Origin of the sequence: Corallococcus sp. AB032C, assembly GCF_003668935.1 — a bacterium.
Taxonomy (GTDB): domain Bacteria; phylum Myxococcota; class Myxococcia; order Myxococcales; family Myxococcaceae; genus Corallococcus; species Corallococcus exiguus.
In genome coordinates this window covers 1-12,028 of sequence record NZ_RAWP01000003.1, presented here as the reverse complement: position 1 = coordinate 12,028, position 12,028 = coordinate 1, and the positions used below count along the sequence as shown (strand labels likewise).

Here is a 12,028-nt window from a genome sequence, read left to right as displayed (position 1 = left end):
CGTGAAGGCGAGCGGACCGGACATGGCGCAACGCGCAAGCCCCAAGCCCTTCTTCCCGGAGGATGAAGGGCATCCAGCCCACCGTGCGCTCCGTCCTCAGACGGTGTAGCGCCGGCCCTGCACCAGCGGCTCGATGACGCTGCCGCTCGTGTCGAACAGGTCCGGATAGTGGATGAGGCGCATCTTCGCGCGAGTCGCCTCCGGCAGCGCCGCCAGCTTCTCGTAGGGCGTGTGCACGCCGTAGTTCGTCTCGTGGATGACCAGGTCCGCCTCGGACAGCCAGGAGATGAGCCCCTCGTCGAACGCGGTGTCCGCGCTGTAGCCCAGGCACCGGCCCCCGGCGCGGATGCGGAACGCGGTGGTGGGCACGTGGTGATAGGTGAAGCGGCACTCGATTTCGAACGGGCCGTGGCGCACCGAGCGCTCCAGGTGCAGCGGCGTGTGCGTGAAGTAGTCCTCGAAGTGCTTGTGGCTGGGCCCCGCGCCCTGCTGCTCGATGAGGCACTCCATGCCCGCGGCCAGGTGTCCCTCCCAGAGGCGGCGCGTGACGCTCGGGTGCGCGAGCAGCTCCATCTTCCGCTGCAGCACGAAGAAGGAGAAGTACCCCAGGCCCTCCAGGCCAGAGGCGTGGTCCGCGTGCAGGTGCGTGAGGGCCACGGCGCTGACGCGCTCCACGTCCAGGTGCACGCCGGAGGACTCGGACGCCTCGCGCATCATCTTGCGGATGGGGTGCGGACAGTCGAGCAGCAGCACCTGGTCCTCCGCCTCCAGCGCCAGGCACGACGAGTAGTAGAGCGCGGAGAAGGCATCACCAACGCCCAGGGGAATGAAGGACAGGCTCATGGATGGCTCCGGAGGGAAGGGGACAGCCGCTCGCGCAGCTTCGCGGCGACGGCGGGAGGGCAGAAGGCGGACACGTCCTCGCCGCGCGTGAGGCGCTCCTTGAGGGCGCTGCTGGACACCTCCGCCAGGTGCGCCTCCGCGGGCAGGAAGAGGGTGGACAGCTCCGGCGCGAGCGCGCGGTTCATCTGCGCCAGCTCCGTCTCGAACTGCGCATCGGTGGCGCCGCGCACGCCGCGCAACAGGACGCTCGCGCCAATCTCCCGCGCCAGCTCCACGATGAGCCCTTCGGTGAAGGTCACGGAGACGTTGGGGTGCCGGGCCACGGTCTCCCGGATGAGCGCCACGCGCTCCTCGGCGGTGAGCAGCGTGAGCTTGTTCGGGTTGACCGCGACCACGACGACGACATGGCTGAAGAGGCGCGCCGCCTGTCGCACCACCGACAGGTGGCCCGCCGTCACGGGGTCGAAGCTGCCTGCGTAGATGGCGATGGTCATCACGACACCTCACGGTCCGGAGAAGAAGAAGTCGCCGCGTCCAGCAGCCCCGCGGCCATGCGCTTCACGGTGCCCGCCGCGGAGCCCGGGGGCACGAGCCCGGGCGCGCTCGCGGACAGCACGAAGTACCCCTGGATGGCGGCGAAGAGCCCTGCGGCCAGCGGACGCGCGCGGCGCTTGCCCACCACCGCCGCGACCAGCGCCTCCAACTGCTCCAGGTCCGCGCGCACCACCTCTTCGTATGCGACGCGCACCTCCGGCTGCCGGATGGCCTCCGCGCTGATGGTGACCCAGCCCGCCACCGCCGCCACGTCCGCGTCCGGCCCGGTGGCGAGGAACGCGTCCACGAACGCCTCCACCCGACCGTGTGCATCGTCCGCGGCGAGCTTCGTCGCCCGCGTGGCGAAGCGCTGCCGGGCGCGAGCGGCCAACGAGCGCACCAGGGTCAGGAGGATCTCCTGCTTGTCCTCGAAGTGGTAGTGCACCAGCCCCGCGCTCAGGCCCGCCGCACGGGCGATCTCCGCCACGGACGCGCCCTCGTAGCCGCGCTCGGCCATGGCCTTGAGCAGTCCAGCGACGATCTGTTCCCGGCGCGCTTCGGTATTGGAGGGACGAGGCATGGCGCGATTTGGTTTCTAAGTTGTGTGACCAACTTATAAACAGGGCCGGCGCGGGCGTCAACCGGACGTGAGGTCCGGTGACGCCAGGCGGAAGGCTAGAAGCGGAGGACGGACGTCACCTTGTCCGGGCCCAGCCGCTTCGCGCCCTCGAGGAAGTCGAGCGTGATGAGGAAGCTGTAGCCGACAATCTGCCCGCCCAGCCGGCCGATGAGCCGGCCCGTGGCGTCGGCGGTGCCGCCGGTGGCGAGCACGTCATCCACCACGAGGATGCGCTCGTCCTTGAGGATGGCGTCCTCGTGCATCTCCACGCCGTCCGCGCCGTACTCCAGCGAGTATCTCTCCACGATGCGCTTGTGCGGGAGCTTGCCGGGCTTGCGCGCCGGCACGAAGCCTGCCTCCAGCGCCAGCGCGATGGGGGCACCCAGCAGGAAGCCGCGCGACTCCACGCCCACCACCTTGGTGATGTGCTGGCCCCGGAAGGGGGCGGACATGGCGGTGACCACCCGGCCGAAGAGGCGCGGGTCCGCCAGCATGGGGGTGATGTCCTTGAAGACGATGCCGGGCTTGGGGAAGTCCGGCACATCTCTCAGGACGGCCTGGAGGTCGGAGGCGAGCGTGGGGTCGAGGGACATGGGGTGGGGCTCCGAAAGGAGGACGGCGGCGTTTCAGCCCGGTGGATGACACCCGGGGTGGACCTGGGACCCAGGGTACCCGGCCTGGGTGACAGCCAGCCTGGCGGGCCCCCGGACGCAGAGTCCCAGGGCCAACGGCCGGAGGATGGGCGGACTGGGACGGGACCGGGGCATGGCGGACGTTGATGATCTCACAGCTTCGCGCCGCCCGGCCGCATCGGCTGGCGGACGCCGTATTTTTTCCCGCGCGCGGGGATCCCCTCACTGTGTTAAGCGAGGCGGTTCCCCCCGACCAAGGAGTCTGGGGCCCTTGCAAGCCGTGCAAACCACCGCTGACACCCGAGACCCTCTCTCCCCCCAGGACGGAATCTGGCTCCGCGCCCTCAAGGCCGAGGTCGAGCCCGCCACGTTCAAGAAAGGCCGCGAGGTGGCCGAAGGCCGCCGCGTCTTCGGCCTCACGCGTGAACCCGAACGCATCCGCGCGCAGGTCGCGGGTCCGTCCGGCGAGCGCTACGACGTGGCCCTGATTCCCGGAGAGGGAAAAGTCGTTTCCTCCTGCACCTGCCCGGTGTGGAACACCACGGGCCCGCATTGCGAGCACGTGGTCGCCGTGGCACTCATCTACGCGGCCCGCTTCCGGCCACCGCCGCCACCGCAGAAAGCCGCGGCGCCGCCTCCTCCGCCCGAACCTGAGGACATGGGGCCGGACGACGAGGAGGAGATTCCCGGAGGCGGAGCGCCGGGGATGGAAGGCGTAAGCCTGCCCGCGCTCGCCAAGGTGGAGAGCTGGCTGGGCCTGTCCTCACTGCCCGACTACGAGTTCCTCTACCGGCTCACCCCCGCGAGCACGGGGGCGGGCGGCTCCAACAACCGCCACTGGGTCGTGGACGTGCGCCGTCAGGACGCGCAGACCAAGGGCCCCGTGCACGTGAAGCGGCTGCTCCAGGCGGGCAGCCGCATCGCGCCCCCGGACGAGCGCATCTTCATGGTGCTGTCGCGCCATGAGCACCGCTACGACTCGCGCATCGTCCTCTCCGACGAGGACCTGTGCGAGGTGCTGGAGCTGTTGCGCCAGCGCCGGGTCATCTACCGGGGCACGCCGCTCGTCTACATGGAGCAGCCCGTGCGGCCGCAAATCCATCTGGAGTCGCGTCCAGACGGTGCCACCGCGCAGATCGAGCTGCTGTTCCCGGACGGCGTGGGCTACCCGCTCAAGGACGTCATCGTGCTCGCGGGCCGGCGCACGTACGTCATCCAGGCGCAGAACCTCCACTCCGTGGAGCCGGACTTCCCGCCGCGCTTGCTGCGCAAGTGGCTGCTGGAACCGACCATGGCCTTCCCGTCCGGGCAACTGGACCGGGTCCTGACGTTCTTCGCCGCGCACCTGCCGCGCTTCCGCATGTCGTTGAAGGCGGACGACATCGAAGTGGACGAGTCGGTGGAGCCGCGCTTCGTCGTCACACTGGAAGGCGCCGCCGAGCGCGTGAAGGTGCAGCTGGCCGCGAGATACGGCCAGACGACGGTGGCGGTGTCCCCCACGGCCACGCACCTGGGCTACGCCAGCGGCGTGGGCGAGGACTCACGCAAGCTGTACCGCCGCCGCGACGAGGTGGAGCGCACCGCGGGCAAGGTGCTGCTCGACCAGGGGCTGCGCTTTGATCAGGCCTCGCAGGCGTTCGACGCGACGGGCGACGTGGCCCTGGAGTTCTGGGCGCGGGGCCTGGCGAGCCTGCCTGAGGAGTGGGAGCGCTACGGCGTGCAGGCGCCCAAGGTGCGGCTGCGCCCGAAGCTCAAGCCGCGCATCCGCGTGGGCATGAGCGGCGTGCAGTGGTTCGACCTGGACGCGGAGTTCGTCACCGACGACCAGGCCGTGGACCTGGGCGCCGTGCGCATGTGGCTGGACTCCGGCCGCAAGTTCGTGCCGCTGAAGGACGGCTCCTTCGCGGAGGCGGACGTCGCGGAGATCAAGCGCGTGGCGGACCTCCTGGAGGAGGCCGGCGCCATGCCGGGCCGCACGCGCACGCGGCTGCCGCTGCACCAGGCGGTCGCCCTGGACCTGCTCGCGGACCTGAGCGAGTTCACCGAGGTGGAGGCCAAGGCCCGTCAGGCCATGCTCGCGCTGCGCGAGTCCGCCGGCGTGCCGAAGGTGGCCGTGCCGGAAGGACTCCAGGCCACGCTGCGCCACTACCAGGAGGCGGGCCTGTCCTGGCTCTGGTTCCTCCGGCGCCACGGGCTGTCCGGCATCCTCGCGGACGACATGGGTCTGGGAAAGACCATCCAGTCCCTGAGCCTGATGCAGAAGGTGGCCAACGACGAGGGCCGCAAGCCGTCCCTGGTGGTCGCGCCCACGAGCGTGCTCGCCAACTGGGAGCGCGAGGCGGAGCGCTTCACGCCGGGCCTCAAGGCCATGGTGTGGCACGGGCAGGACCGCCGCGAGCGCGCGGAGGACCTGAAGGACATGGACCTGGTGCTCACGTCGTACGCGCTGGTGCGCCGCGACCTGGAGCAGCTGTCCCAGGTGGGCTTCCGCTACGTCATCCTGGACGAGGCGCAGAACATCAAGAACGCGGACAGCGCCACCGCGCAGGCGTGCAAGTCGCTGCCCAGCGAGACGCGCCTCGCGCTCACCGGTACGCCGCTGGAGAACCGGCTGTCGGAGCTCTGGAGCATCTTCGACTTCCTGATGCCCGGCTTCCTGGGCAGCGCGGAAGGCTTCAGCGACCGCTACGAGCAGCCCATCCAGGTGGCCAACGACGCCACCGCGAAGGACCGGCTGCGCCGCCGCATCCAGCCCTTCATCATGCGCCGCCTCAAGACGGAGGTGGCCAAGGACCTGCCGCCGAAGACGGAGAGCGTCGCGTGGTGCGAGATGGAGCCCGGCCAGGCCGCGCTCTACCGCGAGGTGCTGGAAGAGAGCCGCCGCAAGGTGAACGAGTCCATCGAGAAGTTGGGCTTCAAGCGCAGCCGCGTCTCCATCCTCGCCGCGCTGATGCGCCTGCGTCAGGTCTGCTGCGATCCGCGTCTGCTCAAGATGCCGCCCGGCACACTGCTGCCGCCCAGCGCGAAGCTCGAGCGCTTCATGGAACTGGTGGCGGACCTGGTGGCGGAAGGCCACCGCGCGCTCGTCTTCAGCCAGTTCACGGAGATGCTGGAGCTGCTCAAGCAGGAGGCGGACAAGAAGGGCCTGCGCTACCTCTACCTGGACGGCCGCACCAAGGACCGCATGGGCAAGGTGGACGAGTACAACCGCCCTGACGGCCCGCCGCTCTTCTTCATCAGCCTCAAGGCGGGCGGCACCGGCTTGAACCTCACCGCCGCGGACTACGTCATCCACTTCGACCCGTGGTGGAACCCCGCCGTGGAAGACCAGGCCACGGACCGTACGCACCGCATCGGCCAGACGCGCGCGGTCATCAGCTACAAGCTGATTACCCGCGGCACGGTGGAGGAGAAGATTCTCAGCCTCCAGCGCCGCAAGCGCGAACTCGCCGCCGGCGTGCTGGGCCCGGACGGGGACGACATGGGCCGCACGCTCACCGAACAGGACATCCAGGAGCTGTTCACCGAAATCTGATGCGACTTGGGGAGTGGGAGAGGGTTGTGGCGCCAACATGCCACGCCCTCCCACTCGCCCTCCCGCCGTCCGCCCGACCCGAACACCTGTGCAGTGTCATCGAGACCTGCTAGGGTGTTCAGGTGTTGGGGCGTCGTACGGATCGCGGAGGGCGCGAGTGCTGCTGGGTCTTCGGATTTCGAACGTAGCGGTGATTGAGGAGGTGGAGGTCGCGTTTGGCGCGGGCCTCACCGTCCTCACGGGTGAGACGGGTGCCGGCAAGTCCATTCTGGTGGACGCGCTTGGCCTTCTGCTCGGGGGCAGGGCGGATGCGGACGTCATCCGTGCGGGCTGCGAGGACGCGGCGGTGGAGGGCGTATTCGCCCGGACACCGGTGCTGGCCACGCGCCTGGAGGAACTGGGCCTCCCGGACCTGGGTGAGGAGGTGCTCGTGCGCCGTGTGCTCGGGCGCACCGGGCGCGGAAAGGTCTACGTCAACGGCGCGCTGGTGACGCTGGGCGTGCTGGGGAAGCTCACCCGGGGCGCGGTGGACATCGCCGGCCAGCATGAGCACGTGAGCCTCTTCGACTCGGGACTGCACCGGGTGCTGCTCGACAAGTACGGCCGCCTGGAGGAAACGCTGGCCGCGTACGGCCGCGAGTGGGCGAACCTGCGCGAAGTGGATGGCCGCATGGCCGCGCTGGGCGGAGACGACGCCAAGGTGCGAGAGCGCGCGGAGTTCCTGCGCTTCCAACTGGACGAAATCACACGTCTGGACCCCGATGCCGGCGAGGACGTGAAGCTGGACGCGGAACGCCGGCGGCTGGGCAGCGCCCAGAAGCTCAAGCGTCAGGGCGCGGAGGCCGAACTGCTGGTGTCGGGCGAAGCGCCGTCCGCGGTGGAGATTGTCGGGCGCGCGCTGGGGCTCGTGCACGAGGGCGTCAAGTGCGACGCGACGCTCGCGCCGGTGGCGCAGTCACTCAGCACGGCGCTGTCGGAGCTGGAGGAGGCCGCGCGCCTGCTCAACCGCTACGTGGAGGGGCTGGAGTCCGACCCCGGGCGGCTGGGCGAGGTGGAGGAGCGGCTGGACGCGCTCAAGCGGCTGTGCCGCAAGCACGGCGCGACGCTGGACGGCGTCATCAAGAAGCGCGGCGAGCTGGAGACGGAGCTGGGCACGCTGGAGAACCGGCGCGAAATCCTGGAGGAGCTGAACCAGGAGCGCAAACGCGTGGAGGAGCGGGCGCGCAAGGCGGCGCTGGCGCTGTCCCGCGCGCGCAAGGCCTCCGCCGGCGCCTTCTCCCAGCAGGTGCGCGAGGGCCTGGGCGGACTGGCCATGGGCAAGGCCGCCTTCGAGGTGCGCGTCACCGCCGGGGAGTCGTTGCGTCCGGACGGCATGGATGAAGTGGAGTTCTTCTTCAGCGCCAACCCGGGTGAGCCGGCGCGGCCCCTGGCCAAGGTGGCCTCGGGCGGTGAGGCGAGCCGGCTGCTGCTCGCGCTCAAACGTGCACTGGCGGACAGTGACGCGTGCGGCTGCTACATCCTGGATGAAGCGGACGCGGGCGTCAGCGGCGCCATCGCGGACGTGGTGGGCCGGATGATTCGCGAGGTCAGCTCCCACCGTCAGGTGCTGTGCATCACGCACCTGCCCCAGGTGGCGGCCTACGCGGACGCGCACCTGCTCATCCGCAAGAGCGTGAAGGGCGAGCGCACCGTGTCCCAGGTGCTTTCGCTCTCGGCCGGCGCCGAGCGCACCCAGGAACTGGCGCGCATGATGTCGGGCGTGGAAGTCACGCGCGAGGCGCTGGGCGCGGCGGAGGCGCTGGTGCGTTCGGCCCACCGGGCCACGCCCCGCGCGCGCCGGGAGTCGGGTCCGGAAGGCAACAGCCCCCGGGGTCGGCTGCGCCGGACGGCCTGAAATGGGGGCCTACAAGGTAGGGGTGACCCAGGGGGAGGGGCATGACGCACCGGGAGTTTTTGTCCGCGTCCTTGCCCCCACTTATGGGCTCACATAGCATCCGGCGCGTGTCCAGCACCGCAGGGCAGACCGCGGCCCCCCGCCATAAAGTCATCTCCGCTGGCCTGACGGACGTCGGGCGCAAGCGCAATCACAACGAGGACAGCTTCCTCATTGACGATGAGCTCCAGCTCTACGTCGTGGCGGACGGCATGGGTGGGCACGCGGGTGGTGGTACCGCGTCGCGCATCGCCGTCGAGACCATCGACAAAGAGCTGAGGCGCGCGCGTGAAGGGCGGGAAAACCCCTTCGTCAGCGTTCCCAACCTCCAGGATTCGCCCATTCCGGAAGCGCTCCGGGGCGCGGTGGAGAAGGCCTGTCAGGCCATCTACCTCACCGCCCAGGATGACGCGCGCCTGTCCGGCATGGGCACGACAGTCATCTCCCTGGTGGTCCGCGACGAGCACGCCTTCTTCGCCCACGTGGGCGACAGTCGCGCGTACCTCATCCGCGGGGACCTCATTCAGCAGATCTCCGAGGACCACTCGCTGGTCAACGAGCAGATCAAAGCGGGGATGATCACACCGGAGGAGGCCAAGCACTCCCGGTACAAGAACATCATCACCCGCTCCGTCGGCTTCGAGGAGGAGGTCCAGGTGGACGTCATGGGGCTCGTGTCCGAGCCCGGTGACGTGTTCCTGCTCTGCTCGGACGGCCTCGCCAACATGCTGGAGGACCGGGAGATCCACGACACCGTCGTGCGCCACGCCAACCTGGAGGAGGTGCCCAAGCACCTCATCGACCTGGCCAACGAGCGCGGCGGCGACGACAACATCAGCGTCATCGTGGTGCGCATGCAGGGCGGGTAGGGCCCGGACCCGGGGCGCGATTGGGGCGCGCCCTGCGGTCTGTTGACCTTGACACTCTTCAAATGCGGATGATAGCTGCCCCAACCTTTCCATCTACTGAGAATCGCCAGTGGGTGACGGTGCGGGAGGGGCGGCGGGTGGGGGAGGTGTTGCGAGCGCGGGGAGCGACTTAGCTTCTGGCGCCGGAAGTCCCACGTTGCGAAAGAGTTTCCCCAGGAGTGGTCCGTGGCCAAAAAGTCCTTCACGCTGATGGTCATCCCGGACCACGACGCTCCGGTGAAGCGCTACACCATCCAGCGCTCCTGGCTGGTGCAGGTGGGCATGGGCCTGATGCTGGTGGCGGGCCTGGGCGCCGGTGCGAGCATCCATTACCTCCAGGTGGCGGCGGACGCGTCGGAGAACCGCATCCTGCGTGAGGAGAACCTCACGCTGCGTTCCCAGCTGAAGTCGGTGCGTGAGCGCATCGAGCACATTGGTTCGACGCTGGACCGCGTGGAGCGTTTCGACCAGAAGCTGCGCGCGGTGACGTTGCTGTCGGACCCGCAGCGCAACCTGGCCATGGGCCCCACGGAGCCGGAGGCCGGCACCACGGCGCCCACGACGGACACGCAGTTCACCCAGCTGACCACCACGGACACGCCCAAGGTGCTGTTGGGCCGCCTGGACCGGCTCTCCGCGGAGGCCACCCGCCAGGAGCTGAGCCTCCAGGACCTGCAGGCCTACTTCCAGGACCAGAAGTCGCTGTTGGCCTCCACTCCGTCGGTGTGGCCGGCGCGCGGCTGGGTGACCAGCGATTTCGGTCAGCGCCTGGACCCGTACACGGCGGACCGCGTGACGCACGCGGGCCTGGACATCGCGGCGCCGCACGGCAAGGAAGTCTCCGCGCCGTCGGACGGCACGGTGGTGTTCGCGGGCCTGGAGGGCGGGTACGGCAACGTGCTCGTCATCGACCACGGCTACGGCATCAAGACGCGCTACGGCCACCTGTCCAAGATTCTCGTGAAGGCCGGGGACCGGGTGAAGCGCGGCGCGTCCATCGCGGCGGTGGGCAACACCGGCCGCTCCACCGGCCCGCACCTGCACTACGAGGTGCGCGTGAACGGCGTGCCGCAGAACCCGCGCAAGTTCATCCTCGAAGAGTAGGAGACGGGTCGCTCGGGGACGCGCCTCAGGTTCCTTCCGGCTCCGGAAGGAACGCGTCCAGGCGCAGGCGCCGCCGCTGCAGGCCGTGAGTCCGCCCGGTTCGCTCCATGATGTAGGCCCGCTCCACCTCCGCCCACAGGAGCGGCCCCAGCACCTGCCAGTGCGACGGCTGGTGCACCGTCAGCTCCAGCAGCGCCACGGTGAAGCCCGGCACGTCGGTGTCAGCGGCGCCCGGAGGCAGCGCGGGGCGCAGGTCCTCCGCCAGCCTCGCGCGCGTGGTGTCCGCGCTGTCCTCGCGCACGGTGAGCTGGGACGTGGGCACCAGCAGCACCGCGAAGCCGTCCGGCTGGAAGCGCACGATGCGCGCGCCCGGGTACTGCGCTGCCAGCGACGCCACGACGGCCTTGAGCAGTGCGTCCCCGGCGGGGAAGCCGAAGCGCGCGTTGAAGTGGATCATCTCCTTCACGTCCACCATCAGCGCGCCCACGCGCCAGCCGTCGTGGTGCGCATGCGTGGACAGGTCGAACTCCTCCTTGAGGAGCGTGCCCTGGGTGAGCGCCAGCACGTGCATGGCCCCGGTGGCGTCCGGTTGGCCTCGCCGGCGCTGCTCGGCGGCGATGAGCTCCTGGGCTGCGGCCTGCGGCGCCTCCTGGGTGTGCCCCGGGCGCGCGGACCGGGGGTGGAGGGCGACGAGGGCGGTGGAGGTGGCGTCGTCGAGTGCGTAGGGCATCGTGTCCGCGTGTGTAGCGCGGACCCGCCCCGGGCGCAGGAAAGCTTCTCTCCGCGCCCGCTCCGTCGCCCTCAGCGCATGCGACGCGCCGTGACCGTCACCTCATCCCGGTCATGGTAGAGCTGGCGGACGGTGAGGCCCTCCCAGCCCCCGTCGTCCACGAGCGTCTGGCGCACCCGCAGGAGCAGCGGGTTCTTGTCCTTCATGGGCAGCTTGATGTTGGCCACCAGGTTGCGTGCCCAGCGGCGCCGACCCCACTTGGCCAGCAGCTGCGCCACTTCCAGGGGCCGCCACGCCATGTCGCAGAAGAGCCAGTCCGCGGACTCCTCCGGGGCGTAGGCGAAGGCGCTCTCCTGCACGTGCTGGACGCGCGGGTTCTTCGCCAGCTCCGGCATCAGCTTCGCCGGGTCCACCGCCACCACCCGCGCCCCTCGCGCCACCAGCCGCTGCGTCCAGCCGCCCGGCGCCGCGCCCAGGTCCACGCAGACGTCGCCGCGCCCGGGCTCATGCGCCAGCCCGTCCAGCGCCTCCTCCAGCTTCATCGCCGCGCGGGAAGGGGACTCGCCCGCACGCTTCATCCGTCGCCGCCCGCCCGGCGCGAGCGACAGGGCCTCACGAGCGCTCACCGCGCCCAGGGTCAGCACCCCGTCCGGCGCGACGCACAGGCCCACCAGCAGGGCCCCCGCCTCGCGCGCCCGTCCGTCGTCCTCCAGCACGCGTCCCGAGGGGAGCGCCGCGCGGACCGTGGCTTCCAGCGCTTCGGCACGGCCCGCCTGCGTGTTGCCCTTCGCGCTGTCCGGCGTGTAGGCCCGCAGGAGCCAGGGCACGCGAGAGGGCAGCCCGGACATCGCCGCCACGAGGTTCTCCACCGGCACCTGGGCTCCACCCGAGGGCGCCCAGGTGGCGACGACCCGCTCCACCGCCCGGCCAAAGGCGGGGGGGACCTCCGGCCGCTGCTCGGACTCCACCAGGGCGGGCCCCAGGAGGCGGGGACCCGCTCCAGCCCAGGTCAGCTCCTCGAACAGGTGCGACTCGAAGCCCTCCCGGCAGGTCCACAGCCACCGGCCCGGCTGGGCCGCCAGTGTCTGTGAGGGCATGGATGGCACGCGCGCCCGAGGTGGGATGCGCGGCGCGGGCGAGGCGATGGGGGCCGGGGCGGAGCGTCCGGGGCCACCGGCACGGGGCGTGGG

At 70.4% G+C, this 12,028-nt stretch carries 10 protein-coding genes; 4 read left to right on the top strand and 6 right to left on the bottom strand.

All coding sequences use genetic code 11. The features are described 5' to 3' along the window. Positions 1-96: 96 nt before the first annotated feature. The 4 genes from D7X99_RS01835 to D7X99_RS01820 all read right to left on the bottom strand — a co-directional run bounded on the left by D7X99_RS01835 (position 97) and on the right by D7X99_RS01820 (position 2,589). On the bottom strand, positions 97-843 hold the full coding sequence (locus D7X99_RS01835) for an MBL fold metallo-hydrolase (protein WP_120580263.1): 747 nt from the start codon (positions 841-843) through the stop codon (positions 97-99). Continuing rightward, positions 840-1,337: a pantetheine-phosphate adenylyltransferase gene (gene coaD / locus D7X99_RS01830; RefSeq protein WP_120599142.1), complete on the bottom strand. Its 498-nt coding sequence runs from the start codon at positions 1,335-1,337 to the stop codon at positions 840-842. Before coaD ends, D7X99_RS01835 begins: the two co-directional genes overlap by 4 nt. Next, on the bottom strand, positions 1,337-1,957 hold the full coding sequence (locus tag D7X99_RS01825) for a TetR/AcrR family transcriptional regulator (RefSeq protein WP_121755731.1): 621 nt from the start codon (positions 1,955-1,957) through the stop codon (positions 1,337-1,339). The genes coaD and D7X99_RS01825 overlap by 1 nt, the downstream gene beginning before the upstream one ends. Before the next feature lie 95 nt (positions 1,958-2,052). Continuing rightward, on the bottom strand, positions 2,053-2,589 hold the full coding sequence (locus D7X99_RS01820) for an adenine phosphoribosyltransferase (protein WP_120599144.1): 537 nt from the start codon (positions 2,587-2,589) through the stop codon (positions 2,053-2,055). A 310-nt stretch (positions 2,590-2,899) separates the two neighbouring features. On the opposite strand from D7X99_RS01820, the gene D7X99_RS01815 reads away from it, so the two are divergent. The 4 genes from D7X99_RS01815 (at position 2,900) to D7X99_RS01800 (ending at position 10,108) form a co-directional block, all read left to right on the top strand. Then, entirely contained in the window at positions 2,900-6,163 is a 3,264-nt protein-coding gene (locus tag D7X99_RS01815; protein ID WP_211486379.1) for a DEAD/DEAH box helicase, read from the top strand. Between the two features lie 157 nt (positions 6,164-6,320). Then, entirely contained in the window at positions 6,321-8,057 is a 1,737-nt protein-coding gene (recN, locus tag D7X99_RS01810; protein WP_121776184.1) for a DNA repair protein RecN, read from the top strand. A 107-nt stretch (positions 8,058-8,164) separates the two neighbouring features. Further along, the gene (locus tag D7X99_RS01805; protein WP_121776308.1) at positions 8,165-8,965 is read left to right on the top strand and encodes a Stp1/IreP family PP2C-type Ser/Thr phosphatase; all 801 of its coding nucleotides are present in this window, start codon (positions 8,165-8,167) and stop codon (positions 8,963-8,965) included. Positions 8,966-9,190: 225 nt separating this feature from the next. Continuing rightward, positions 9,191-10,108: a M23 family metallopeptidase gene (locus D7X99_RS01800; RefSeq protein WP_121776183.1), complete on the top strand. Its 918-nt coding sequence runs from the start codon at positions 9,191-9,193 to the stop codon at positions 10,106-10,108. Between the two features lie 25 nt (positions 10,109-10,133). Here D7X99_RS01800 and D7X99_RS01795 read toward each other — a convergent pair whose 3' ends face one another. Together D7X99_RS01795 and rlmM are read right to left on the bottom strand one after the other, a co-directional pair. Further along, entirely contained in the window at positions 10,134-10,838 is a 705-nt protein-coding gene (locus D7X99_RS01795) for a diguanylate cyclase (protein WP_121776182.1), read from the bottom strand. Positions 10,839-10,909: 71 nt separating this feature from the next. Next, positions 10,910-12,028: 23S rRNA (cytidine(2498)-2'-O)-methyltransferase RlmM (gene rlmM, locus D7X99_RS01790; RefSeq protein WP_368667715.1), on the bottom strand; the 1,119-nt coding region annotated here is incomplete at its 5' end.

Bases quoted from the DNA above. Each gene is read 5' to 3' on its own strand.
- coaD (WP_120599142.1), bottom strand. From the start codon at position 1,337: ATGACCATCGCCATCTACGCAGGCAGCTTCGACCCCGTGACGGCGGGC.
- D7X99_RS01820 (WP_120599144.1), bottom strand. From the start codon at position 2,589: ATGTCCCTCGACCCCACGCTCGCCTCCGACCTCCAGGCCGTCCTGAGA.
- D7X99_RS01825 (WP_121755731.1), bottom strand. From the start codon at position 1,957: ATGCCTCGTCCCTCCAATACCGAAGCGCGCCGGGAACAGATCGTCGCT.
- D7X99_RS01795 (WP_121776182.1), bottom strand. From the start codon at position 10,838: ATGCCCTACGCACTCGACGACGCCACCTCCACCGCCCTCGTCGCCCTC.
- D7X99_RS01835 (WP_120580263.1), bottom strand. From the start codon at position 843: ATGAGCCTGTCCTTCATTCCCCTGGGCGTTGGTGATGCCTTCTCCGCG.